Below are 26,065 nucleotides of genomic sequence, written 5' to 3'. Positions count from 1 at the left end.
CATGCCGGTCGTGTCCTCACCGTCCCAGACCCTCCACCAAGGCATTCTGAGCCTGTGCAGCGGACAGCCTTCCGGCATTCCCTACCGCGTGCGTTTCCTCGACGCCGACGATCTTCCGGCGCTGGAGCGGTTCCGCTCCTTCATCTTCGGCAACCTTCCGGACATCGACGCCTATTTTCCCGAAACGCCAGAATTCTCCGGCCTGCATATGGCTGAGCGCGGCGTCACGCTCGGTCTGGAGACGCACGGCGCACCGGGCGGCGACCGCCTCATCGGCTGCGCCGTTCTCGGCTTGCCGCAACCGGGGATGCCGGCCTTCGCCGATGATCTGCCGGGCGGGGGCCCCGATGTGACGGCGACCGCCCACATGTCGAGCTGCATGGTGCATACCGACTTCCGGGGCAACGGGCTCCAGCGCCTTCTGGTGACCATGCGCACGCTCTACGCACTGGGAGCCGGCCGGCCGCACCTGCTGAGCCGGGTGGCGCTGTCCAACCCGGTCAGCCTCTCCAACATGCTGGCGTCCGGCTTCACCGCCCGCCGCATCCTGGTGATGCACAGCGGCCGTCTGCGCTACCTGCTGCACCGCGACATGCAGGCGCCGCCGCCGGCCTTCGAGCCCGGAACCGACCGTGCCCTGCGCGTCGCCGACCATGCGGCGCAGAACGCCGCCTTCGAGGCGGGGCTGGTCGGGCGCACCGTCACCTTCTGCGGCGACGAGCCCTTCATGATCTACGCCCGCCCGGCTGCCGCCGCCCGCCGCGCGACCGCTCCTGCCGAACTGGAGGCCATCCCATGAAGACAGCGATCGTCGTCGATCCCTACTCGACCGGACATCTGCTCGCTCCCCGGCTGCGCGCGCGCGGTTACCGCGTGATCGCGGTGCAGAGCCGTCCCGATCTCGCGCCCTCGCTGCTTCTCAGCTATGTTCCCGGCGACTTCGACGAGTTGGTCCTGTTCGACGGTGACCTCCCGGCCCTGGCCGAGCGGATGCGCGCGCACAGCCCCTCCTTCGTGCTGCCGGGCAACGAGTCCGCCGTGGAACTGGCCGACGCTCTCGGTGCGGCGCTGGGCACGCCGGGCAACACGCCCAAGCTGACGGCGGCGCGGCGCAACAAATATATGATGATCGAGCGGCTGGGTGCCGCAGGCCTGCTGACGGCCCGGCAGACCATGGTGGAGTCGGGTACAGAGGCGGTGGACTGGGCGGCCGGCGCCGGCTGGCCGGTGGTCGCCAAGCCGCTCGACAGCGCGTCAACCGACCATGTCTATTTCTGCGACGGCGCTCCGGCGTTGCGGGAGGCCGTGGAGTCGATCCTCTCCAGCCGCAATTTCTGCGGCACGCCGAACCGGCGCGCGCTGGTGCAGACCTATCTCGACGGCGATGAATATGTGGTCAACACGGTGAGCCGCAATGGCCGGCACTATGTCTGCGACGTGCTGCAGTCGGCCAAGCGCACGCTGAACGGCTCTCCCTTCGTTTACGACTACTACCGCCTGCTGCCGCCGGACGACGAGCGGTCCGTCCAGCTCATGTCCTACATCCGGCGCACGCTCGACGCGCTGGAGATCACCGACGGCGCCGCCCATGCCGAAGTGCGGCTGACCTCCCGCGGGCCGGCGCTGGTGGAGATCGCCGCACGGGCCATGGGGCCGGCGGGATCGACCACCGCGATAGGTCACGGCACCGGCCATGACCAGGTGGATTTGCTGGTCGAGGCCTTCGACAGCGGGGTCTGCCCCGGTGGTGCCGATGGGCATTACCGCTTCCTGGCCGACGCCATGGTGCTGTACCTGCCGGTGCTGGTCTCCGGCCGTGTGGAGGCGCTTCCCGACCTTGGCGTGCTGGACCGGTTCGAGAGCGTCCGCGGCTACGGCATCGTGCCGCGCATCGGTGCCCGGATCGTCCCGACGCTCGACCTGACCCAGGTGCTGGCGAAAATCTACCTCTCCCACTCCGACCGGGCCGTGTTCGAGCGCGATTGGGCGGCGATCCGTGACATGGAAGAGAGCCTGCAACCGGTCGTAACTCCCTGATTCAACCGACCCCCTGAGGAGGATTAGATGGCGCACACTCCGTACGATCTGCAGTGGGACAAGGCCAAGAAAGAGTTCGAGGCTCTCACCGGCAAGCATAAGCCGAAGGAAAGCAAGGGCATTTTCAATGCCTTCGGCAGCCACACCGGCCTGTCCGGTTCGCTGAAGAAGTGCGAGAAGGCGCTCTCCGCCTGCGACACCACCAACTCGACCGACGTCAAGGAAGGCAAGAAGGTCGTCGCCGCGTTCCTGGCCGCGTCGAAGGATTTCTCCAAGGCGAAGAAGGGCTATCTCGAAGTCCTTCAGAAGGAAATCTACGCCGAGTTCGACAAGCGGACGGAAAAGGATTTCAAGACGAACTACGAGAAGGCGTTGAAGTTCCTGGTCAAGGAGCTGGCGGCGCTGGAAGCCACCATCGAGTCCGCGGTGGGGATGTATACCCAGAAGTTCAACGAGGCGGAGAAGGATTCTGTCCGTCGAGCAGAAGATGCTCAAAAACTGGGAAAAGAACATCAACGGCGCGCTGGCCCGCGCGGCGGCCGGCGTTGCCAAGGTCAAGGCCAAGCCGACGGCGGAAACCTACAACGAGCTGTTCCCGACGCTGGCCCGCGACATCACCATGCAGCTGGTGTTCGCGCGCAAGATCGAAGGTCTCCTGGCCGATCCCGACTTCTTCAAGAAGAAGCTGGATCCCTGGGCGAACCAGAGCAGCGCGGCCGAGCCGGTCAAGGTGCCGGTTGATGCCACGCCGAAGGTGATCCTCGACCATATGAAGGAGTTTTCGGCAGCCTGCAAAGGCGTCGTCCAGCTCGTCAACTCGCGCGCGAACGCCTGATCCGCCGCCGGGTCGGTGCCGGATGGTGCCTGCGCAAGTCGGAGCAGGGCGGGCAAAACGCCCGCCCGGTCCGGTCCGATGGATGCCGGTCACCGGAAGGAAAAACCGTGTTGGACGGAAAGGCGTCCTTGATGGAACGGCAGCCGCGGTCCAGAGAGGGGCAAAATTTTAATAAACAACAATCATAAAATTCAAGAGTAAGCGATGGCAAAGAAATATCTGGAGTCCTGGAAGAAGGCCAAATCCAAATTCGAGGCGGACACCGGCAAGAAGAAGCCCGATCCGAAGAGCCGATTCGGGAAAATTTTTTCCAAAATCAGTTCCACCGGGTTTGAGAAGTCATTGAAGGCGTACGATGCGGCCAAGACCGTCAAGGAGGCGGAGAAGTCCGCACGCGCCTTCCAGTCTGCCGCCTCGGACTACATCCCGACGCTGGACTCCGCCGGCAAGGCGGCGCGGCAGGATGGGGACGACGTTTACGCCGACGCCTGCGCCGCGATGGTCGCGTCGCTCAACAAGATCACCGCCAACGTCTTCATGGATCTGGAACGGTTCGGGAGCTGGCCGGATGACCTCGACGGCTTCTTCAAATCGCCATACTGGTACAAGCTCCTGCTGAAGCAGGCAAAAAAGGAATATTCGACCGAGAATATGGAGCTTTTCGGGCTGATCCTGAACAAGAAGGTGAACTCGGAGGCCAATGCGCAGAAGGCCTATGAACTCTACGTCCGGGCGGGCTCGCCGAAAGAGGTCAACATGTCCTCGTCGACCCGGAAGCTCTGCGACAAATGTGCGCAGGACGGCAAATGGAAGGCGATGCCCTGGGACAAGGTCGAGATGGAAATCGGCGTAAACCTGGCCGATACCGTCGTGAGGCTGAGTGCCGCCGTGGCCGAAGGGACAGCATAGGGCTGCCGGCAGCGGCCGCATCGGTCTCCCGCCAAAGCATGCCCGCAGGATATTGGAGGTGCGGATTGCCGCGTTGACCTGCATACTCGTCGTTGGGTGTCACCTGTCCCGGAAGTAGGCATTCGGAAGTGTCAGGGTCCGGATGCCGCATCTGTGCGTTCCATCTCCGGGAATGACACCGAGGCGAGTGCCATGATGAAGGATCCGAAGCAGATCGCGCGCGTTTGCCTCCAGGCGGCGCGTGTCGACTTGGAAGCGCATGCTGCCTGTGGGCTGATCACCGCGGACGACGAGTTCGGCCTGCGCTACAAGATCGCTGTCCAGGCATGCGATGTGAACGGCGACGATTGCCGGTTCCCCTCCTGCGGCTGTCCGTGGCCGGACTGTTCCCGGCAAGCCCGGAAGCAGTGATCCGCAATCGGGCCGAGGACGCCGGTGCCGTTGTCGCCAGCCGTTCGACCGGCGACAACGGTTTCCCGCATTTCGGTTCCTGCCGGAGCGGCGTGAGCCGCCTCAGACCATCAGGAACAGCGCCGAGGTCCACACCCGCGACTGGTCGCGCTGCCGTCCGGTGAGGAACAGCGGATGCTCGCGGCCCGCCGCCAGATCCAGTCCGGCCAGCGGGATGCGGCCGGCGAGATCGCGGGGCAGCGGCGCCTCGGTGACACGCTCCACCGTCACCTCCAGTTCCGTGCCGGGCAGCAGGCGGCTGACGGCTCCGGCCGGCGAGCGGGCGGCATCCAGCAGCGCGTCGCCCTCGATCTCCAGCACCGCCTCCGGCGCATGCGGGTTGGGCGGCGGGGTCAGCGGGTTGCCGACCTTCACATAGGTGCCGATGTCGAGCTGCACCCGGATGCGCGTGCCGGCCAGTTGCGACAGCGTCAGTTCCACCCCGTCGGTGTCGCCGTGGGTGACGGTGCGCAAAGCCACCGTGGTGGCATCCTGCCGCCAGCAGCCCTGCTCCGGATGGTCGAAGCCGAAGGGCTCGACCCGCTGCACCGCCGCTCCGGTGACGGTGATGCCGCCGCTCCAATAGGCGCCGCGATAGCGGTCCTTGATGCGGGCGCCGCCCAGCCGCAGGCGGATGCGGCGGTCCGACAATCCGAGCTCGCGGTGCAGGTCGCGCTCCCACAGCAGGGTCTCGCCGTCGTAGAGCCGCAGGCTTTCCCAGCCGCGGTCCCCGAGCACACGATAGTCGAGTTCGTCCCCGCCGGCTGCCGTGACCACCTCGCCCATCCACTGCTGGCCCAGCCGCAGGCTGGCGAAGCTGCGCTCCCCGGTGGTGGCGAAGGTGCGGCGCGCGCGCAGCGCCCGGCCGATGGTGGCGCGGTCGAGCCGGTCGGCCAGCACGCCGGTCAGCCCGCCGCGCGCGCCAAACACCGCGGTGGCCGGCGCCCCGCCGCCGCAGCGGCCCTGGTGCTCGTCGCTGCTGGCCGAGGCGCCGAGCCGGTAGCCGCGGGCCAGCGCCTCGGCATAGACCCAGTGGAACTGGCCCCAGGCGGAGCCGATCTCGATCAGCCGCTCCAGCTCGGGATGGTGCCAGTCGAGATTGCAGCGCCGTCCGCCGACATGCGGGATCAGCAGATGGCCTTCCGGGTCGTCCTGATAGGCGGCATAGAGATCGTCGAGCGGCCAGGCGCCGGGGCGCAGCTTGCCGCGCGTGGACTCGTTCCATTCGAAGGAGCGGACCGGCTGGCCCCGGCTGTCGGTGGGGAATTGCGGCACGCCGTCGCGCAGGAAGACGACATTGTGGTCGCCGCCGGCCGCCGAGTTGCCGCACCATTCGGTGCCGGGATAGCAGACGAAACGGCCGGCCTGGTTGAAGCGGTCGATCAGCCCGACCGCCTCGGTCCAGGCCTTTTCGGTGACGTTGAAGTCGTTGGCGGTGTAGCCCAGCACATCCAGTCCGGCGATGTCGCGGCCATAGGACAGGTTGTAGGCGGTGTCGTTGGTGCCGACCGTGTCGTTGGAATGGACATGCAGGTCGGCATAGTAGGCACGCGGCGCGCTCTCTTCGACGGTGACGAAGGCTTCGGCCGGGACCAGCCCGTCGGCGGTGGCGGCAATGCGCCAGTCGCCTTCCGACAGCGCAGCATCCTGGCGATGGACCAGCCAGCCGTAAGCATCGGAGTTGGGGGAAAGCGTCAGTTGCTCGGTTGCCTCCCCCTGCGGTCCCGCCAGGGTCAGGGTGGCATCGACCGGGCCTTCGGTGCAGCAATTGCCCCAGACATCCTCGGCGCGCAGCAAGAGGCTGGCCGGGCCGGGTGCCGTCAGGCGCGGCGCCACCAGACGCAGGGCGGCCGGCGCGCCGGGAACGATGTCGATCACGCAATCGCCCGGCACTTCGGCGTATTTCTGGCTGCCGAGCGGGTCGATGAAGACGCGGAAGCGGAATCCCTGCTCGACGAAGCTCTGCACCCGCGTGCCCGGCCCGCCGCGCCGCCGGTCGCCCAGCCGGATGACGATCCGGTCGCCGGGATTGAGATAGCCGTCGATCACGTCGATGACGATGGCCTTCTGATAGGGGCGCTCGTGGCCCTTCTGGTCGAAGCGCACCTTCAGCGCCTGGATCGTCGCCGGGCTCTGCCCCGGCACCAGCGGTCCGGCCTCATACTCCGCCGAGACATAGTTGGCGGCCTGCGGGTCGCTGGTCTGGAACAGCGCCCAGTCGGAATAGAACTTCATCGCCAGCTTGATGCCGGCGCCGTCGGCGAGCCCCGAGGCGCCGACCTCGTAGACCAGCTGCAGTTCGGTCCATTCGCCGGCGACCAGCCGGCGGTGCGAACAGCTGGTCGATCCCAGGAAGGGGCGGTCCTTGTTGCGCTCGTACAGCCCGACGGGGGCGATGTGGCGGACAGGCGGCTGGGCTTCTGACATGGCGGCGTTTCCTCCGGTTTTGCGGGTTATCGGGTCAGGCGAGGTGCCAGTGGCGGTAGCGCCGCTCGATGCGGCGGAAGACGAGGCTTTCGGTGATCCAGGCGGTCATGCCGATGATCGCGACGCCCAGCAGCACCTGGGTGGCGTTGCCGATCTGGCCGCCCATCGCCACCATCCAGCCGATCCCCTGCGAGGCGCCCAGCATCTCGGCCGCCACCAGCGCCCGCCACGCTTGGCTGAAGCCGATGCGCAGTGCCGCGGTCAGGAAGGGCAGCGAGGCCGGCAGATAGACGTGGCGGATCAGCTGCCAGCGGCGGGCGCCCAGCACGCGGGCGGCGCGCAGGTTGCCGTTGCGGATGGCGAGGAAGCCCTCCTGCACCGTCACCGCCATCGGGAACAGGGCGGCGACCACGATCACCATGGTGATGGCGACATAGCCCAGCCCGAAGAAGATCATCGACAGCGGCGCCCAGGCGATGGGCGGGATTGCCATGAACAAGCCGGTCAGCGGGGCGGAAAAGGCGCGGAAGCCCGGCGACAGCGCGCCGGCCAGACCCAGCGTCAGCGCGCCCAGCACGGCGATGGCGAAGCCGCCGGCCTCGCGCAGCAGGCTGGCGCCGACATGGGCGGCGAGCTGGCCGCTGTCCAGCCAGCGCACAGCCTCCGCCGCCACCGCCCAGGGCTGCGGCAGGACATAGGGCGGCAGGTTCCAGGCGGCCGCACTCCACACCAGCAGCAGCGCCGGGAAGGCCGCCCAGCCGTAAAGCCGGGTCCGCATCAGCGGCCGGCCCGGCGGAGGTAGGAGCCGTCGACGATGTCCGCCGCCTTCATCGGCGCCGGAATAAAACCGAGCGCCAGCGAGGTGTCCATCAGCCGCTGGATGAAGGCGAGGTCGCTGTCCTCCAGCCGGTCCGACCAGCCCAGCCGCTTGCGCGCCTCGGCGGCGACGGCGGCCGGGGCGATCTCGGTGCCGTCGGCGCGCTTCACCGGTTCCAGCTTGAACGCCTCGGCGATCAGGGCGTCACCTTCGGCCGGGTGGTCGGACAGCCAGGCGATGGCCTTGGCATGGGCGCGCAGCAGCTTCACCACATCGTCCGGCCGCTCCGCCAGCGTCTTTTTCGGCGCCATCACCACGTACCAGGGGTAGCCGGGCAGCGCCTGGTTGACGTCGAACAGCACATGCGCGCTTCCCCGCAGCACCTGCTGGCTGATGAAGGGTTCCCAGGTGAAGGCGGCGTCGACCGTACCGCTGTCCAGCGCGGCGTTCATGTTGCCGACCGGCATCGACACCACCGACAGGTCGCGGTCGGCATCGAGTCCGGCGGCCTCCTTCAGCACGACGCCGCGCAGCAGCACGTCCATCCCGCTGCCGCGCGCCACCCCGGCGACCTTGCGGCCGCGCAGGTCGGACAGCTTGGCGATGGCGGGATTGTTGGCGATAACCGCCGCCTGCCCGTAATTGACCTTGGCCAGGATGCGGCTGTCCAGCCCGCGCGCCGCCCACTGGTAGACCGGCGGCGCGCCGATATAGGCGACGTCCAGCTCGCCGGCGGCCAACGCCTGCTGGATGACCGGCCCGTCGCCGAAGGGCTTGGCCTCCACGGTCAGTCCCTCGTCGGCATAGAAGCCCTTGCGGTCGGCGACCAGCGCCGGTGCGTTGGCCATGGCGAAGACCCAGCCGACCCGGAGCGGCCGGCTGTCGCCCGGTGTGGCGGCCCCGGCCGGGGCGATGCCGGCGAGCAGGACGATGGAGCCGTACAGGGCGGCGGACAGCGCCGCGGCGAACATCCGGTTCATGCGCGAAATCCTTTTGGTCTGGGCTGATTCGCAGGGCGGCTCAGGCCGCGGCGACGATGGCGGAAATCCGCTCCAGCAGCGTGTCGGTCAGGGCGGTGAAGCGGTCCAGCCGCCGCGTCTCGCGCAGGCGGCGCGGGCGGGGCAGGTCGATGGCCAGTTCGCTGTGGATGCCGGCCGGGGCGATGTCGAGCAGCACGACGCGGTCGGCCAGGAACACCGCCTCCTCCACGTCGTGGGTGATGAACAGGACCGTCTGGCCGAGCCGGCCGCACAGCCGCAGCAGTTCCTCGTTCAAGGTGGCGCGGGTGATGGCGTCCAGCGCGGCGAAGGGCTCGTCCATCAGCAGCAGGCGTGGCTCCAGGACCAGCGCACGGGCCAGCGCCACCCGCTGCTGCATGCCGCCCGACAGCTGGTGGGGAAACTTGCCGGCCGCGGCCTCCAGCCCGACCAGTGCCAGTGCCGCCAGCGCCTTGTCCCGCTGCTCCGCATCCGGCAGCCGGCCCGCCATCCGCAGGCCGAAACGGACATTGTCGAGCACGTCCAGCCAGGGAAACAGCTGCGGCGACTGGAAGACATAGCCCAGTGCCGGCATCTCCGGCGTCACCGTTTCGCCGTCGATGGTGATGCGGCCGGCATCGGGCGGCAGGAAGCCGGACAGCAGGTTCAGCAGCGTGGTCTTGCCGCAGCCCGACGGGCCGAGCAGCGCCACGAACTCTCCCGGCCGGGCGGACAGCGCCAGCGAGCGGAACACAGGATGTGCACCGTCATAGGCGAAATCCACACCATCGACGTGGAAGTCGGCACCGCCGGAGCGATCGCCGGAAAAAGCATCGAAGCGGCTGCTGGGTGGAGAGGTCTGAAATCCACAGTCCATGTCCGTTTTATCCCCCCGATCAACCGCCTCAATTCGATAATACAATATAATACATATTATAAAATACGTGGCAACTAGGGAATTGAATCGGATTCACGCAGCCGGCAGCGTGACGGTATCGAGGCTTGAGCCGTCCCGTCGCCGGTGGCATCAAGGCGGCTTCGATCCGTTGGCCGGGTCGATCAATCGGGGAGGGACGCCAGGGTGCCCGTGGTGCGAGACAACGCGACGGCGCTGTACCGGCAGATCGCCGACCGGCTGCGCGACGAGATCGCGGCCCGTCTGTTCGAGCCGTCGGGACGGCTGCCGACGGAGAGCGAGATCGGGGCCCGCTTCGGCGTCAGCCGGGTCACCGTCCGGCTGGCGCTCGACCGGTTGGAGACGGAGGGGCTGATCGAGCGCCGCAAAGGCAAGGGCACCTTCACCGCGGGCAAGCGCGTCCAGCATCCGCTCGACCGCCTGCGCAGCTTCCACGAATCCCTGCGGCTTCAGGGGCTGGACGCCACGATGCGGCCGATCTCGGCGCGGATCGTGGCGACGCCGCCGGACCTGCGGGAGGATTTCGGCCCTCATTGCCTGGAAGTCTGCCGCCTGCATCTGGTGGATGGCGAGCCGGTGGCCCTGGGCCGCAGCCTGCTGCCGCCGGCTTTGGAGCCCGTTGATTGGCAGGCGGCCGGACACAAGCCAATCTACGGCCTCCTGCAGGACATCGTCGGCAAGCCGGTCGGCGGCGCCGACATCGAGGTGAAGGCGGCAGCGGCCGAGGCGGAGGTGGCGGCGGCGCTCGGCCTGCCGGCGGGCGCGCCGGTGCTGGTGATGGACCGCCGTTCCGTCTTCGTCGGTGGCGGCTGTGCCGACCGTTCGGTGTTCCACATCAGATCCGAACGCTACAGCTTCATCCTGTCCCACCGCTGGGAAGGGTAGGGTTGGGCGGCGGACATCCCGGCCTGATAAAACATAAATTATTTGTATATCAAAATTTTAAATCGCTATCTTTACAGTAGGAATAAAATAGGTCTATGGTCTCTTCAGATGGTGAATGGAGAGCGCTGCACACGACCCCGAATGAGGAGGGATGGCGATCTGCGGCAGGTCATCGCCGTCGCCCGGACATCCCGCTGTCGACAACCGATCCGAATTTCAAAATTTGAAAGCAAGATTTTTGAAAGCCAGCCCCATGCTCGATCTGATCCTTCGTTCGACCGCCCTGGTCGCCGGCACCCTGTCGCTGCTGGCCGCACTCGGTCTTGCCCAGCCAGCCTTTTCGCAGACCGTGCCTGCCGGCCCGGCGAAGCTGCCGGTGGCGATCGGTGTCAGCGGGCTGCTGCCGGTCGGCCAATAGCAGGTTTCGCGTCCGGCGGATTCTCACCGCACAGCCCACCGTTCCAGGGCGGCGCGGACCCGAAGGATGACGGGAGGCCAGTCGCCCGGCCGGTCCTGGCGGAATAGGCGCATGGTTGGATACCAGGGGCTGTCGGACCGGTTGCGCAGCCAGCGCCAGCAGGCATCGTGGCGCGACAGCATCCAGACCGGCCGTCCCAGCGCGCCGGCCAGATGGCACACCGAGGTGTCCACGCTGATGACGAGGTCGAGTTCCGCGACGAGCGCGGCGGTGTCGGCGAAATCCTCAACCGCATCCATCCAGTCGACGAGGCCGAGGCCGGATGGCCGTGCTTCGCGCGCCGGTGGGCCTTTTTGCAGGCTGTAGAACCTCACGCCCGGAATGCCGGCGAGCGGGGCCAGCGCGGAAAGCGGCAGGCTGCGCCGCCGGTCGACCATATGCGCGACGAACTGCTCGTCATGCGCCGAACCGGCCCAGACCAGACCGACCTTCAGTCCATCCTCGGCATCGAGCTTCCGTTTCCAGGCGGCGCGTTCCTGCCCGGACGGGCTCAGATAGGGGACGGCGGCCGGAATGGTCGCCAGACCGGTGCCGAACGCCAAGGGAAGGCTGAGCAGCGGAATGCAGGCATCGCAGGCCGGTGGCGGCTCCGTCAGCGACCGGACGGAGGCGATGCCGGGAAGCCCGGACAGCAGCCGGACCAATGCCGGCTGCACCATCAGGTGGACCTGGGCGCCGAGTGCCGCCAGCATCGGGGCATAACGGACGAATTGCAGCGTATCTCCCTGTCCCTGTTCGGCCACCAGCAGGAGTGAGCGCCCCGCCGGATTGCCGCCGGTCCAGCGTGGCGCATGGGCCGGATAGGCCACACCCTCCATCCGCCAGCGGGATTCGTAGAGGCGCCAGCCGGTGGCGAAGTCGCCCTCCGCCAGCAGCACCATCGACAGGTTGAAGCCCGCGACATCGCTTTCGGGATGAATCGCCAGGGCGCGCTCATTGCCGCGGCGCGCCGGGTCCGCCTGTCCGCTGCCATGTTCGGCCAGGGACAGGTTGATCAGGGCCGCCGCCGAAGCCGGTTGCAGGACGAGCGACCGGCGGGCGAACTGCACAGCGGTCGCGAAATCGCCGCGCAGGGTTGCCACCAGACTGTCGCCGGTTTCGGCATGTCCCTCCAGCGGCGCCAGCCGGTGCAGCCGGCCATGCAGGACCTGCGCGGCGTCGAGCCTGCCCAGCCGGATCAGGAAGCCGGCAAGGCTCACATAGCCGGCCGGCCGGTCGGGCGACAGCGCGACCGCGCGCTGCGCACAGGCAAGCGGAAGATCCGGCTTTCCCGTTTGACCCAGCCCGCCGGCCAGCGCCAGCCACAGCGGAGGATTGTCCGGAGCCAGCCGCACCGCCCGGCGAAGGACGAGCGGCAGACGCTCCATCGCCCGCCGCTCCAGCAGAATCGAACCGGCGATCGACCACGCTTCGGCGAAGCCCGGATCGAGAGCGAGTGCACGCATCGCCGCTCGCGCCGCGGCTTTGAAACGGTGGCCCTTGAGCAGCAGCGAAGCCAGTCCGGTCCAGGCCTTCGGATAGGCCGGACGCAACCGCAAGGCATGATGGTAGGCCCGCGCCGCGCCGGGCATCTGGCCAAGGGCGCGCCGCGCCTCGCCGAGATTGTGCCAGATGCTTGCCCGGTGCGGCGCCAGTATCGCCGCCGCGGTGAAACAGGAAACGGCAGATGCCTCCAGTCCGCCGGCCAGGGCGGCGGCACCGCGGTGGGTAAGGGCAACGGCTTGATCGGCGAAATCGAAGGTTGGGGCGGGCATGAAGGAGTTTCCTGGGAAAGGTGGCGGGCCGGTGTAAATCTGCCATGGAGAGAACTGGAGCATGGGGGCGGCATCCGTCCAATTCGGCGGAGCGAAATCCGGGGGCGGCGCCGACTTCCACCACCTTTGGTCGTTCATGTACGGATACTCGTTCAAGTCTCTTCCATCTTTGGATGTGGTGAAATCGGGGTCTCCGCGAAAATTATCTACTCTCTTAATAATTTTAGTTTGTTTTACGGTGTATGCTAAGGGTTCATCCGGGATGATGGGCCTAACGACAGGGAAGAGTGGTCGGATGGTGGCCGAAGAACGATCTCAGCCCATGCTGCAAGGCACGCCCAACCTGCCGGATTGGCTGGAAACGGTCGGCTGCGCCATCGCGTTTTCGACCTATGAGGCACATAGGCTCTTCTTCCTCGGGCTGGGGGAGGGTGGGCGTCTGAAGGCCCATGAACGGATGGTGCAGCGCTGCCAGGGCCTGTGCGCCGACGGAACCGCACTGTGGGTCGGCGGGCAATCCCATCTTTGGCGCTTCGCCAGCACGCTTCAGCCATCCGACCGCACGCCGTCGGGCGCAGACCGCCTCTATGTGCCGCGTCTGGGCTACATGACCGGCGACGTCGATATCCATGACATCGCGGTCGGACCGGACGGCATCCCGGTCTTCGTCAACACGCGCTTCAGCTGTCTTGCCGTTCCTGACGCCGACCGGGGATTCCGTCCGGTCTGGAAGCCCGCCTTCATTTCCGCCCTGCGCAACGAGGACCGCTGCCATCTGAACGGGATGGCGCTCGGCGAGGACGGCCGGCCGAGGTTCGCGACGGCATTGGGCCGCTGCGACGTCATCGAAGGCTGGCGGGAGCGCCGGGCCGATGGCGGCGTGCTGATCGATGTCCCGTCCGGCGAGGTTGCCTGTGCCGGCCTGTCGATGCCCCACTCCCCGCGCTGGCACCGTGGCCGGCTGTGGCTGCTCAATTCCGGCACTGGCGAACTTGGAACGGTGGACGACAGCGGCCGCTTCGAGCCGATCTGCTTCTGCCCCGGCTTCGCGCGCGGACTGGCCTTCCATGGCAAATGGGCGGTCGTCGGGCTGTCGCGTCCACGCGGCGACCACGGAACGTTGAGCGCTTTGCCGCTTGAGCCGGCGTTGAATAGGGCCGGGGTTTCCGCCCAGTGCGGCTTGGCCGTGGTCGATACGGACAGCGGGACCGTGGCGCATATGCTGTGGCTCCATCACACCGTGAACGAGCTGTACGACGTCGCCATCCTTCCCGGCGTGCGCCGGGCGGAGGCGGTGGGTCTGCTCGACGCGCGGGCGCTGGCCGACGCGGTGGCCATTCCAACGGAAATTTTGAATTGACCGGGCGCCTGATGGCACCCGGTGAACGGGTGCGGTGTCGACAAATTCATTTCAGGGGCTGAAAGATCGTGACCACTCCAACCTTTACCCTTGTCGGCACCAATTCTATCGGCCTCAGCGACATTGGGGATTACGCCGCACCTGTGCTCAAGGATCTCGACGGCGACGGCGATCTGGATCTTCTGGTTGGCACCAAGCTTGGCCAGACGGTGTATTTCGCCAATGTCGGAACGACGCTGGCGCCGACATATTCCCTGCAGGGTACGAACCTGTTCGGACTTTCCGGCTTCAATACATATGCGAGACCAAGCCTCGTCGATATCGATGGCGATGGCGACCTCGATCTGTTCATAGGCAGCAACAACGGCGGCACGCAGTTCTACCGCAACGGCGGGACGTCGTCGTCTCCAACCTTCTCGTTGGAGGGAACCAACCTCTTCGGCATCGTCACCGGCCGCTATCTGGCTCCGACCTTCGCCGATCTGGACGGTGACGGCGACGCCGATCTGCTGATGGGGGACAATTCCAACGGCATCCTTCTCTACCGCAACAACGGAACGTCGTCGTCGCCGACCTTTTCGCTGGAGGGAACGAACCTCTTCGGCATGACGGCGGGCGACAGTTTCAATGGACCGGTCCTCGTCGACCTCGATGGTGACGGCGATCTCGACCTCGTGAACAAGGATGTCGTTTCCATCAACATCGGGACGACATCCTCCCCCACCTTCTCGCTCGTCGGGACGGCTGTCTACGGCCTCGTCACCGGAGCCTATCCGATGCCGGCCCTGGCCGACCTCGACGGCGACGGCGACCTCGACGCGCTCTATGGCGTCTCCAACGGCACCCTGTTGTATCTGAGGAACATCGCGCCGGTCGTCAGGACGCTGGCAGATTCCGGCAACACGCTGACGCTGTCGCAGATCAACACGCTGACGGGCGGCGCCGGCACCGATGTCATCACGCTGGGCAACATCGGCGCGACCTTCGGCGTAGCCGACGTCGAAACGCTGACCGGTGGAGTCGGCACCGACGTGGTTACGCTTGGTACCGCCGGCAACACGATTCTGGTATCGAGGCTGGAATCGGTGATCGGCGGCGGGGGCACCGATGTCATCCTGCTCGGCACGGCGGGCAACTCTCTCTTGCTCGGGGCAGCCGAGACGCTGTTCGGTGGGACCGGCACAGATGTCATAACTTTGAATTTACTCGGAAACACGCTGAGTGTGACCGGCATCGAGACGGTGACCGGGGGTAACGGTACCGATGTCGTGACACTCGGAACCGCCGGCAGCACCATGTTGGTAAGGCTGTTGGAAACCCTGACCGGCGGTGCCGGCACCGATATCGTGACGTTCGCCTCCGGCGGCAACACGACATTGGTGTCCGACATCGAGACGCTGATCGGTGGAAATGCCGTCGACGCCGTGACGCTCGGCACCGGCGGCAGCACGCTCCTGGCGAGGCTGCTGGAAACCCTGATCGGCGGCCTCGGCACCGACGTTGTGACTCTCGGCGCCGGTGGCAACTCTGTGCTGATCTCGGTTGCCGAGACATTGACCGGCGGCTCCGGCAACGATGTCGTGACGCTCGATGCTGCGGGAAGCACTCTGCTGGCTTCCAGAATCGAGACGTTCATCGGCGGCTCCGGCACCGATGTCATCATGCTCGACACCGGTGGCAGCACGCTGCTGGTGAGGCTGTTGGAAACCCTGACCGGTGGTGCCGGCACCGACGTGGTGACAATTGGCACCGGCGGCAGCAGCGTGATGGCTTCCGATATCGAGACACTGACCGGCGGGGCTGGTTTGGATGTCGTGACACTCGGAACCGGCGGTAACACGATTGTGGTTTGGCGCATCGAAACGCTGACGGGAAACAGCGGCACCGATGTCGTGACCGTACGCTCCGGCGGCGCATCGATTATGGTGCAAGGCATCGAGACGCTGACCGGCGGTAACGGCCTTGAGGTCGTGACGCTGAGTAGTTCCGGCAACACGATGTTGGTCTCAACCATCGAGACGCTAACCGGCGGTGTCGGCACCGACGTTATGACGCTGGGTACTTCCGGCAACACGATGTTGGTCTCGGCCATCGAGACGCTGATCGGCAGTGCCGGCACCGACGTGGTGACGTTAGGCACTGGCGGCAACAGCGTGATGGTTTCCGGCATCGAGACACTGACCGGCGGTGCCGGCACCGATGTCATCATGCTCGGCACCGTTGGCAGCACGATGCTGGTTACCGATATCGAGACGCTCATCGGCAGCACCGGCACCGATACCGTGATTCTCAGCACGGCTGGCAACACCTTGTCGGCCTCATCTCTCGAAACGCTGACCGGTGGCGCCGGCACCGATGTCATCATGCTCGGCACCGCCGGCAGCACGATGCTGGTTACCGATATCGAGACGGTGATAGCAGACAGCGGCACCGATGCCGTAATTCTGGGCACGGCTGGCTCAACTCTGAGCGTGCAGGGCCTTGAGATCTTGACCGGCGGGTCCGGCACCGACGTGGTGACGCTGGGCAGCGCGGGCAACACCTTGCTGGTGTCGGGTATCGAGACGCTGATCGGCGGGGCCGCCACCGACATCGTGACGTTGGGTGCCGCCGGCAGCACGATGCTGGTGTCGTCTGTCGAAGTGCTGACCGGCGGGTCCGGCACCGACGTGGTGACACTGAACAGCGCGGGCAACACCTTGCTGGTGTCCGGTATCGAGACGCTGATCGGTGGGGCCGCCACCGACATCGTGACGTTGGGCACTGCCGGCAACACGCTGACTGCGATCGGATTCAAGACCCTGACCGGCGGATCCGGCACCGATGTCATCACGCTTGGTACCGCTGGCAGCACGATGCTGGTTTCGAGGTTGGAAACCGTGCTCGGTGGCAGCGGCACCGACCTCATCCTGCTCGATGTCGCGGGCAGCACCCTGGCGGTCGCGGCAATCGAGACCCTGACCGGGAGTGCCGGTACCGATGTCGTGACTCTCGGCAACGCCGGCAACACGTTGAGCGTGACCGGCATCGAAACGCTGACCGGGGGGGCCGGTACCGATGTCGTGACACTCGGATCAGCCGGCAGCACGATGCGGGTGAGCGCGTTGGAGTCGCTGATTGGCACCGCCGGCGCCAATGTGATCACGCTGGGTGGCACAGCAGGCTCAACCATGACGGTGTCGGGGCTGAAGACCCTGACCGGCGGGATTGGTAGTGACGTCATCACGCTCGGTTCTGCGGGCAATACCACGACGGCCTTGCAAATAGAAACCCTGATCGGCGGGACTGGCATCGATATCATCACGCTGGGTTCGTCAGGGAACACCACGCTGGTGTCCGGGTTGGAAACCCTGCTCGGCGGCGTTGGTATCGATATCGTTACCCTGGGCAATACCGGCAATACGATTGCCGTCTATAGCATCGAAACCATCATCGGCGGTGCGGGAACCGACTCCGTCTCGCTCGGCAGCAACGGTGTACGGTACTCGGTCTCGGGCGTGGAATTCATCACCGCGGGCGGCGCGGGCGGCACATCGATTTTGCAACTGGCGACGCAGGGCAACACCGCCACGGTGTCGTTGGTTACGACCATTGTCGGCGACATCGGCACCGACGTGATCACCCTGGGATCGACCGGCGTCACCACAAGGGTGTCGGATTTTGAGACGCTGACCGGTGGTGTCGGCACCGATGCCGTGACCATCGGGACCGCCGGTACGACCATGCTCGTCTCTCGGCTGGAAACCCTGACCGGCGGATCCGGCACCGATGTCATCACCATCGGAACCGTCGGCAGCACCATGTTGGTGAGGCTGCTGGAAACCCTGACCGGCAGCGTCGGCACCGACGTGGTGACACTCGGCACCGGTGGCAACACTTTGCTGATCCAGGCTGTCGAGACGTTGATCGGCGGCGTTGCCACCGATGTCGTGACGCTCGGCACCGGCGGCGTCACCGTGTTGGCGAGGCTGCTGGAAACCCTGACCGGCAGTGCCGACACTGACGTGGTGACGCTCGGCACCGGTGGCAACACTCTGCTGATCTCGGCTGTCGAGACGTTGACCGGCAGCGTTGCCACCGATGTCGTGACGCTCGGGACGGCGGGAAATTCTCTGCTGGCGTCCAGAATCGAGACGCTCACCGGCGGCGCCGGTACCGATGTCGTCACCATCGGTACGCTCGGCAGCACCATGTTGGTGCAACTGCTGGAGACGCTGACCGGCGGTGCCGGCACCGACGTGGTGACGCTCGGCAGCGCCGGCAGCACCATGATGATGTCGGCGCTTGAGAGCATAACCGGCGGCGCGGGCATCGACATCGTTACGTTGAGCGACGCTGGCAGCAGTTTTGCCGTTAAGCAGATCGACACGCTGGTCGGCGGCGCGGGGTCCGACATCGTCAATTATATGCTGAGCACCACCGAAACCATAACACTCAGCAACATCGAGGCGATCACCGCCTCGGGGAGCGGAACACTCACCGTTCAGATCGGAACAGGCGGCGGAACTCTTTCGGTCGGAAATCTCGATTATGTTGTCGGCTCGTCCGCCACGGACGTCGTCACTCTCTCGGGAACCTATTTGGTAGGCGTCTCGAACATCGAAACGCTGATCGGCACAAGCTCTGTCGATCACTCGATAACTCTTGGGACCGGCGGCAACACGACGCTGGTCGTTGGGCTGGAATCCCTGATCGGCGGCGTCGGCACGGATGTGCTGATGATCGGCACTGCCGGATCGACGATGCTGGTGCGACTGCTGGAGACGCTGACCGGCGGTGCCGGCACCGACGTGGTGACGTTCGGGACTGGCGGCAACAGCGTGATGGTTTCCGACATCGAGACACTGACCGGCGGGGCTGGTTTGGATGTCGTGGCACTCGGAAGCGGCGGTAACACGATTGTGGTTTGGCGCATCGAAACGCTGACGGGAAACAGCGGCACCGATGTCGTAACGGTGGCATCCGGCGGCGCATCGATGATCGTGCAAGGCATCGAGACGCTGACCGGCGGCAACGGCCTTGAGATCGTGACGCTGGGTACTTCCGGCAACACGATGTCGGTCTCGGCCATCGAGTCGCTGACCGGCGGTGCCGGTACCGACGTGGTAACGCTGGGCACCGCGGGCAGCACGATGCTGGTAGCCGGCATCGAGACGCTGATCGGCAGTGCCGGCACCGATGTCGTGACACTCGGCACCGCAGGCAACACCCTGTTGGTGAGCGGCATCGAAACGCTGACCGGCAGTACCGGTACCGATGTCGTGACGCTTGGCGCCGCTGGAAACACCCTGTCGGTGGCCGGCATCGAGACGCTGATCGGCAGTGCCGGCACCGACGTCGTGACGCTGGGCACCGCCGGGAACACCCTGCTGACGGACGCCATCGAAACGCTCATCGGCGGCTCCGGCACCGATGTCGTTGTGATCGGCACCGGCGGGGCGACCATTCACGTCGTCAACATCGAAACCGTCGTCGCGACGGGGCAGACCCTTCATCTGAGCGGGCTGGAAACCCTGGTCAGTATTTTCAGTGCCGACGTTATCGTCCTGGACGACGGTGGCAGCACCCTGTCCGTCTCCAACCAGTACAGGACCATCCTCGGATCGTCAGCATCCGACGTGGTCACGCTTGCAACCGGCGGCAGCACGGTTCTCGTCGAACGCCTCGAAACGCTGACCGGGTCCAACGGCGGCGATGCGGTGATCGTCGGCACGACCGGCATCACACTGCTGGCCACACTGCTCGAAACGATCATCGGTGGGGTCGGCACCGACGTCATCACCCTTGGCGGCGCAGGCGGCACCCTGCTCGTCGATCGGCTGGAGACCTTGACCGGCGGCAGCGGCACCGACATCGTCACCTTGGGCACCACCGGCACAACCCTGCTGGTCAATGGCATCGAGACATTGGCAGGGTCGGCCGGCACCGACGTCATCACATTGGGAGCGGGCGGCACCACGATCCTGGCCGATCTGATCGAGACTCTCGTCGGCGGTACGGGGTTCGATCTGGTCATCCTCGGCACGTCCGGGTCCACCGTCTCCCTCTTGGCCATCGACAGTCTGGCCGGCGGATCCGGGACCGATGTCATTGCCCTGGGCTCGGCCGGAAACACCCTGCTGTTGCGCGGTATCGAGACGCTGGCCGGCGGCAGCGGCACCGACGTCGTCACCCTTGGCGGCACCGGCAACACCCTGCTGGTTTCGGCTCTCGAAACGATTGCCGGCGGGGCGTCGCTCGACTCGATTTCGCTGGGCACGGCGGGCAGCACCCTGTTTGCAACGGCTCTGGAGACGCTGACCGGCGGATTGGGCACCGATGTCGTGGCTCTCGGTTCGGCCGGCAACACCCTGTCCGTTTCCGGCCTCGAAACGATTGGCGGCGGCGGTGGAACCGACGTCGTAACCTTGGGCACTGCCGGCCACACCCTGCGGCTCTCAGCCCTGGAGACGATCACCGGCGCTGCGGGCACCGATGTCGTGACGCTCGGTTCCGCCGGCGGTACCCTGCTTGCCAATCTGCTGGAGACGATTGCCGGCGGCACCGGATCCGAACTGATTTTCCTGGGTTCGGCCGGCGGCACGGTCCTGGCGTCCGGGCTGGACATGCTGATCGGCGGCGCCGGCACCGACATCGTCACGTTGGGCGACGGCGGCAACACCACGCTGCTGCGAATGCTGGAGACGTTGACCGGTGGGGCCGGGCTGGACGCCATCACCATCGGCAACCGCGGCTCGACTATGCTGGCGTCGAACATCGAGACGCTGGTCGGCGGGACGGCGCTCGACATCATCACGCTGGGGACGGGCGGCAACACGCTGCTGGCGTCGCAGCTGGAGACGCTGACCGGCGGGGCCGGGCTGGACATCGTGACGCTCGCCACCGCCGGCTTCGACAGTACGGCGGACATGAACCGTGTGTCGGGCACCGGCGGCAACACGCTGCTGGTCTCCGGTCTGGAGACGCTGACCGGGTCGAGCGGCAATGACGTGGTCTATCTCGGCTCGGCCGGCAACACGCTGCTGGTGTCGGGCATCGAGATCCTTGTCGGCGGGGCAGGCACCGACGTTGTCGCACTGAATGGCGACGGCAATACGGTACTGCTGCGCGGCATCGAGACGCTGACCGGCAACAGCGGTGTCGACGTCCTGGCGCTGGGCGACACCGGCAGCACGGCGATGGTGTCACTGTTCGAGACGATCACCGGCGGCACCGGTATCGACAGCATCCTGCTCGGCAACGCCGGCAACACGTTGGCGGTATCGCAGCTGGAAACACTGCTGGGTGGGTCCGGCCTGGACGTGGTGACGCTAGGGTCCAGCGGCAGCACCTTGGCGACCGTCGCGGTGGAAACGCTGATCGGCGGCAGCGGGCTGGATGCGGTGACGCTGGGCACCGGCGGCACGACGGTGCGGATCGTCGGCATCGAGTCCGTCATCGGCAACAGCGGGCGCGACGTCGTCCAGCTGTCCGACGGCGGCGGCACCTTCGTCGTCAATCTGCTGGAAACGCTGGTCGGCAGTTCCGGCAACGACGTGGCGGTGGTCGGCGAGCTTGGCGGCGGCTCGACCCTGCTGGTCGCCGGGCTGGAGATCCTCGTCGGCAATTCCGGCTCCGACATCGTCACGTTGAGCGACGGCGGCAACACCACGCTGCTGCGCATGCTGGAGACGCTGACCGGTGGGGCCGGGCTGGACGCCATCACCATCGGCAACCGCGGCTCGACCATGCTGGCGTCGAACCTCGAGACGCTGGTCGGCGGAACCGCGCTGGACGTGATCGGGCTCGGCACCGGCGGCAACACGCTGCTGGCGTCGCAGCTGGAGACGCTGACCGGCGGGGCCGGGTTGGACATCGTGACGCTCGCCACCGCCGGCTTCGACAGTGCGGCCGACATGAACCGGGTGTCGGGCACCAGCGGCAACACGCTGCTGGTCTCCGGGCTGGAGACGCTGACCGGGTCGAGCGGCAATGACGTGGTCTATCTCGGCTCGGCCGGCAACACGCTGCTGGTGTCGGGGCTCGAGATCCTTGTCGGCGGGGCAGGCAACGACGCGGTGACGCTGGGCGATGGCGGCAACACCGTGCTGCTGCGCGGCATCGAGACGCTGACCGGCAGTGCCGGCACCGATCTGCTGTTGCTGGGCGACACCGGCAACACGGCCAAGGTGTCGCTGTTCGAGACCGTCATCGGCGGCACCGGTAATGACCTCATCACCCTCGGCAACGCCGGCAACACGCTGGTGGTGCTGGGTGTCGAGACGCTGGTCGGTGGGTCCGGCCTGGATGTGGTGACGCTGGGGTCCAGCGGCAGCACCTTGGCGACCGTCGCGGTGGAAACGCTGATCGGCGGCAGCGGGCTCGACGTGGTGACGTTGGGCACCGGCGGCACGACGGTGCGGATCGTCGGCGTCGAGTCCGTCATCGGCAACAGCGGGCGCGACGTCGTCCAGCTGTCCGACGGCGGCGGCACCTTCGTCGTCAATCTGCTGGAGACACTGGTCGGCAGTTCCGGCAACGACGTGGCGGTGGTCGGCGAGCTTGGCGGCGGCTCGACCCTGCTGGTCGCCGGGCTGGAGATCCTCGTCGGCAATTCCGGCTCCGACATCGTCACTCTCAGCGACGGCGGCAACACCACGCTGCTGCGCATGCTGGAGACGCTGACCGGTGGGGCCGGGCTGGACGCCATTACCATCGGCAACCGCGGTTCGACCATGCTGGCGTCGAACCTCGAGACGCTGGTCGGCGGAACCGCGCTGGACGTGATCGGGCTTGGTACCGGCGGCAACACGCTTCTGGTGTCGCAGTTGGAGACGCTGACCGGCGGGGCCGGGCTGGACATCGTGACGCTCGCCACCGCCGGCTTCGACAGTGCGGCGGACATGAACCGGGTGTCGGGCACCAGCGGCAACACGCTGCTGGTCTCCGGTCTGGAGACGCTGACCGGGTCGAGCGGCACCGACGTGGTCTATCTCGGCTCGGCCGGCAACACACTGCTGGTGTCGGGGCTCGAGATCCTCGTCGGCGGGGCAGGCAACGACGCGGTGACGCTGGGCGACGGCGGCAATACGGTGCTTCTGCGCGGCATCGAAACGCTGACTGGCAACAGCGGTTCCGACGTCCTGACGCTGGGCGACACCGGCAACAGGGCGACGGTGTCGCTGTTCGAGACCATCGTCGGCGGCACCGGTGTCGACAGCATCCTGCTCGGTACTGGTGGCACCACGCTGCTGGCGTCGCAGTTGGAAACGCTGTTGGGCGGGGCGGGGCTCGATATGGTGATGCTGGGATCCGCCGGCAGCACCTTGGCGGTGGCCCAGCTTGAGACCTTGCGGGGTGGGGCCGGCCTGGATGTGGTGACGCTCGGCACCGGCGGCACGACGCTGACCGTGTCGGCCATCGAAACCATCACCGGCGGTGCGACGACCGATGCCGTCACCATCGGGTCGGGCGGCATCACGCTACAGGCGACCGCGCTCGAAACCCTCATCGGCGGCGACGGGCTGGACCTTGTCTTCCTGGGTGGCACCGGCAGCACTCTGCTGGCATCGGCGCTCGAGATCCTGGTCGGCAGCAGCGGTCGGGATGTCGTCACGCTGGGTTCCGGCGGCACCACGCTGCTGCTGCGCGCCATCGAAACGCTGACCGGCGGGGCGGGCAGCGATGCCGTCATCATCGGCGACACCGGCTCCACCATGCTGGTGGGCGCGGTCGAGACGCTGACCGGCGGGACCGGGCTGGACATCGTCGCATTGGGGTCAGGCGGCAACACGCTGACGGTGTCTCTCCTCGAAACGCTGACCGGTGGGGCGGGCACCGACGTGGTCGCGGTCGGCACGCTGGGGGCGACATTGGTGGCGAATGCCCTTGAAACCCTGCTGGGTGGCACGGCCTCCGAACTCATCTTCCTCGGTTCTGGCGGATCGACGATTTTGGCGGCGGGCATCGGCACCCTGATCGGCGGCACCGGCACGGATGTCGTGACGCTGGGCTCGGCGGGCAACACCATCCTGCTGCGCGGCATCGAGACCCTGATCGGCAATGGCGGTGTCGACGTGCTGACGCTCGGCGATACCGGCAGCACCTCGACGGTCTCGCTTTTTGAAACGATCGTCGGCGGCCTCGGCAGTGACCTCATCGCCCTCGGCACGGCCGGCAATACGCTGGTGGTCACGGGTGTCGAGACATTGGTCGGTGGGACGGGCACCGACATCGTGACCATCGGCACCGCCGGCGGCACGCTGCTGGTGTCCGGTATCGAGACGCTGATCGGCGGCACGGGCCTGGAGGTCATCTACACCGGGTCGGCGGGTTCGACCCTGACCGTCTCGGGCGCGGACTTCGTGATCGGCAACTCCGGCACCGACGTGCTGACCCTGGGGTCGACGGGCAACACCACCACCATCCGCGGCATCGAGACGCTGATCGGCGGCACCGGCACCGACCTCGTGTTCCTGGGGGACACCGGCAACACGATGACGCTGGGGTCGGGTGTCGAGATTCTGGTCGGCGGTGCTGCCACCGACGTGCTGAACATCGGCGCATCGGGCGGCACCCTGCTGACCCGTGCGATCGAGACCCTGATCGGTGGGGCCGGCGTCGATGTGATCACACTCGGCGACACCCCGAATACGGTCACCGTCACCGGCATCGACAGCCTGACCGGCGGTGCCGGCACAGACATCGTCTTTACGGGTTCGGCCGGCGTGACGATGACGGTCTCCGGTGTCGAGTTCCTGATCGGCGGTGCCGGTTCGGATGTCGTCACCCTGGGGGCGGGCGGGGCGACCGCCACCGTCCGCGGCATCGACACCCTGATCGGCGGTGCCGGCAGCGATCTGGTGTTCCTGGGCGACACCGGCGTCACCATGACGCTGGGTTCGGGCATCGAGATCCTGGTCGGCGGCGCTGCCACCGACGTCATCACTCTGGGCACCTCGGGCAGCACCCTGCTGACCCGTGCGGTCGAGACGCTGATCGGCGGCGTGGGCACCGACGTCATCACCCTGGGCGACACCCCGAACACGGTCACCGTGACGGGCGTTGAGACCCTGGTCGGTGGCGCCAACACCGACATCGTCTTCACCGGTTCGGCCGGCGTGACGATGACGGCCTCGGGCGTCGAGTTCCTGGTCGGCGGCGCCGGTTCGGATGTCGTGACCCTGGGTGCGGCGGGCAACACCGTCATCACCCGCGGCATCGACACCATGATCGGTGGTGCGGGCAGCGACCTGGTGATCCTGGGCGACACGGGCGTCACCATGCGGGCCGAGAGCGGGATCGAGATCCTGGTCGGCGGCGCCGGTTCCGACATCGTCAGCCTCGGCGATGGCGGCAACACGGTCCTGCTGCGCGGCATCGAGACCCTGACCGGCGGCACCGGCAACGACGTGATCACGCTGGGCAACACCGGTGTGACGATGTCGGTCTCGGGCGTCGAGACGCTGATCGGCGGCACGGGCACCGACGCCATCACGGTGACCGGCGGTGCGGGCATCCGCTTCCAGGCGGGTTCAGGCGACAGCATCGCCCTGGCTTCGGGCAGCGGCACCGACACCGTGGTGTACTCGTCCTTCACCGGCATCTCGGCCCCCGACAACTCGACGTTGGGCGCGAACACCGGCTTCGTCTCGGTGTCGAGCTTCCAGTCGGGCACCGACAAGGTGCAGCTGACCGGTACGGCCCGTACCGCTGCGGACAAGAATGGCGATGCCTCGCTCTCAACGGCCTCTGCTGCGACCAACGGCGTGAACATCGGCTCCAACGAGCTGGTGAGCCTGACCTCGGTCGTCAGCGGCAGCCTGACGGACGCTTCGCTGGCCAGCTTCCGCACGGCTCTGGGGACGCTGACGAACTCGTCGGCCGGTGCAGGCATGCTGGTTCTGGCCAACAACGGCAGCAGTTCCGGCCTGTACCAGGTGGTCGACACCAACGGCGACGGACAGGTGGCCGCCACCGAGGTCCGGCTGCTCAGCGTCTACAACAGCACGGTGCTTTCGCTCTCCGACGTCAACCTCGGTTGATGGCCGGATCGGGGCCGGCATTGCGGCTGTACCGGGGGAAGGCCGGCGTTCCTCCTTCCCCAGCCGGCCGCAAATCTGCTATGGCCGCGGAACCGGGCGGACTCTGGCCTTTTGGTTTTCCGTGCGATTCACGCTTCAAGCGATTCCGCTTGAAGCGATCGCACTCCAGGCCATGCCCGGGTGAAAGGAGTGGGCGC

The 26,065-nt window shown here is 66.7% G+C and carries 14 protein-coding genes; 9 read left to right on the top strand and 5 right to left on the bottom strand.

The window, feature by feature from the left end; translation table 11 throughout:
- Position 1: 1 nt before the first annotated feature.
- The 5 genes from ACWPN8_RS19680 to ACWPN8_RS19660 all read left to right on the top strand — a co-directional run bounded on the left by ACWPN8_RS19680 (position 2) and on the right by ACWPN8_RS19660 (position 4,192).
- On the top strand, positions 2 to 799 hold the full coding sequence (locus ACWPN8_RS19680; RefSeq protein ID WP_492241951.1) for a hypothetical protein: 798 nt from the start codon (positions 2 to 4) through the stop codon (positions 797 to 799).
- Complete coding sequence (locus tag ACWPN8_RS19675; protein ID WP_492241950.1) at positions 796 to 2,037, top strand: ATP-grasp domain-containing protein; 1,242 nt, start codon at positions 796 to 798, stop codon at positions 2,035 to 2,037. Before ACWPN8_RS19680 ends, ACWPN8_RS19675 begins: the two co-directional genes overlap by 4 nt.
- 27 nt (positions 2,038 to 2,064) lie before the next feature.
- The gene (locus ACWPN8_RS19670) at positions 2,065 to 2,778 is read left to right on the top strand and encodes a hypothetical protein (protein WP_492241949.1); all 714 of its coding nucleotides are present in this window, start codon (positions 2,065 to 2,067) and stop codon (positions 2,776 to 2,778) included.
- Positions 2,779 to 3,076: 298 nt separating this feature from the next.
- Complete coding sequence (locus ACWPN8_RS19665; protein WP_109451241.1) at positions 3,077 to 3,781, top strand: regulator of G-protein signaling domain-containing protein; 705 nt, start codon at positions 3,077 to 3,079, stop codon at positions 3,779 to 3,781.
- A gap of 192 nt (positions 3,782 to 3,973) precedes the next feature.
- Entirely contained in the window at positions 3,974 to 4,192 is a 219-nt protein-coding gene (locus ACWPN8_RS19660) for a hypothetical protein (protein WP_109451242.1), read from the top strand.
- Between the two features lie 102 nt (positions 4,193 to 4,294).
- On the opposite strand, the gene ACWPN8_RS19655 is transcribed toward ACWPN8_RS19660, so the two are convergent.
- From ACWPN8_RS19655 to ACWPN8_RS19640, 4 genes are read right to left on the bottom strand one after another with little or no spacing between them, the layout of a single operon-like run.
- Positions 4,295 to 6,658, bottom strand: coding sequence for a hypothetical protein (locus ACWPN8_RS19655; RefSeq protein ID WP_492241948.1), 2,364 nt, complete (start codon positions 6,656 to 6,658; stop codon positions 4,295 to 4,297).
- A 34-nt stretch (positions 6,659 to 6,692) separates the two neighbouring features.
- On the bottom strand, positions 6,693 to 7,436 hold the full coding sequence (locus ACWPN8_RS19650; RefSeq protein ID WP_492241947.1) for an ABC transporter permease: 744 nt from the start codon (positions 7,434 to 7,436) through the stop codon (positions 6,693 to 6,695).
- Entirely contained in the window at positions 7,436 to 8,455 is a 1,020-nt protein-coding gene (locus tag ACWPN8_RS19645; protein WP_492241946.1) for an ABC transporter substrate-binding protein, read from the bottom strand. Before ACWPN8_RS19645 ends, ACWPN8_RS19650 begins: the two co-directional genes overlap by 1 nt.
- Before the next feature lie 40 nt (positions 8,456 to 8,495).
- Entirely contained in the window at positions 8,496 to 9,329 is an 834-nt protein-coding gene (locus ACWPN8_RS19640) for an ABC transporter ATP-binding protein (protein WP_492241945.1), read from the bottom strand.
- 204 nt (positions 9,330 to 9,533) lie between these two features.
- On the opposite strand from ACWPN8_RS19640, the gene ACWPN8_RS19635 reads away from it, so the two are divergent.
- Positions 9,534 to 10,253: a GntR family transcriptional regulator gene (locus ACWPN8_RS19635; protein WP_492241944.1), complete on the top strand. Its 720-nt coding sequence runs from the start codon at positions 9,534 to 9,536 to the stop codon at positions 10,251 to 10,253.
- Between the two features lie 253 nt (positions 10,254 to 10,506).
- Entirely contained in the window at positions 10,507 to 10,671 is a 165-nt protein-coding gene (locus ACWPN8_RS19630) for a hypothetical protein (protein WP_199237712.1), read from the top strand.
- A 23-nt stretch (positions 10,672 to 10,694) separates the two neighbouring features.
- Here ACWPN8_RS19630 and ACWPN8_RS19625 read toward each other — a convergent pair whose 3' ends face one another.
- Entirely contained in the window at positions 10,695 to 12,485 is a 1,791-nt protein-coding gene (locus tag ACWPN8_RS19625) for a tetratricopeptide repeat protein (RefSeq protein ID WP_492241943.1), read from the bottom strand.
- A gap of 322 nt (positions 12,486 to 12,807) precedes the next feature.
- Between ACWPN8_RS19625 and ACWPN8_RS19620 the strand changes: the two genes are divergently transcribed.
- The gene (locus ACWPN8_RS19620; RefSeq protein ID WP_199237713.1) at positions 12,808 to 13,845 is read left to right on the top strand and encodes a TIGR03032 family protein; all 1,038 of its coding nucleotides are present in this window, start codon (positions 12,808 to 12,810) and stop codon (positions 13,843 to 13,845) included.
- Between the two features lie 68 nt (positions 13,846 to 13,913).
- Positions 13,914 to 25,868: a beta strand repeat-containing protein gene (locus ACWPN8_RS19615; protein ID WP_492241942.1), complete on the top strand. Its 11,955-nt coding sequence runs from the start codon at positions 13,914 to 13,916 to the stop codon at positions 25,866 to 25,868.
- Positions 25,869 to 26,065: the final 197 nt, after the last annotated feature.

This window comes from Azospirillum sp. UENF 112521 (genome assembly GCF_058780665.1).
This window is presented reverse-complemented; position numbering and strand designations above follow the sequence as displayed.

What these genes read in the sequence shown, in the direction of transcription:
- ACWPN8_RS19645 (WP_492241946.1), bottom strand. Translation starts at nt 8,455, where the DNA reads ATGAACCGGATGTTCGCCGCGGCGCTGTCCGCCGCCCTGTACGGCTCC.
- ACWPN8_RS19650 (WP_492241947.1), bottom strand. Translation starts at nt 7,436, where the DNA reads ATGCGGACCCGGCTTTACGGCTGGGCGGCCTTCCCGGCGCTGCTGCTG.
- ACWPN8_RS19640 (WP_492241945.1), bottom strand. Translation starts at nt 9,329, where the DNA reads ATGGACTGTGGATTTCAGACCTCTCCACCCAGCAGCCGCTTCGATGCT.
- ACWPN8_RS19625 (WP_492241943.1), bottom strand. Translation starts at nt 12,485, where the DNA reads ATGCCCGCCCCAACCTTCGATTTCGCCGATCAAGCCGTTGCCCTTACC.
- ACWPN8_RS19630 (WP_199237712.1), top strand. Translation starts at nt 10,507, where the DNA reads ATGCTCGATCTGATCCTTCGTTCGACCGCCCTGGTCGCCGGCACCCTG.
- ACWPN8_RS19655 (WP_492241948.1), bottom strand. Translation starts at nt 6,658, where the DNA reads ATGTCAGAAGCCCAGCCGCCTGTCCGCCACATCGCCCCCGTCGGGCTG.
- ACWPN8_RS19675 (WP_492241950.1), top strand. Translation starts at nt 796, where the DNA reads ATGAAGACAGCGATCGTCGTCGATCCCTACTCGACCGGACATCTGCTC.
- ACWPN8_RS19660 (WP_109451242.1), top strand. Translation starts at nt 3,974, where the DNA reads ATGATGAAGGATCCGAAGCAGATCGCGCGCGTTTGCCTCCAGGCGGCG.
- ACWPN8_RS19670 (WP_492241949.1), top strand. Translation starts at nt 2,065, where the DNA reads ATGGCGCACACTCCGTACGATCTGCAGTGGGACAAGGCCAAGAAAGAG.
- ACWPN8_RS19620 (WP_199237713.1), top strand. Translation starts at nt 12,808, where the DNA reads ATGCTGCAAGGCACGCCCAACCTGCCGGATTGGCTGGAAACGGTCGGC.
- ACWPN8_RS19665 (WP_109451241.1), top strand. Translation starts at nt 3,077, where the DNA reads ATGGCAAAGAAATATCTGGAGTCCTGGAAGAAGGCCAAATCCAAATTC.
- ACWPN8_RS19680 (WP_492241951.1), top strand. Translation starts at nt 2, where the DNA reads ATGCCGGTCGTGTCCTCACCGTCCCAGACCCTCCACCAAGGCATTCTG.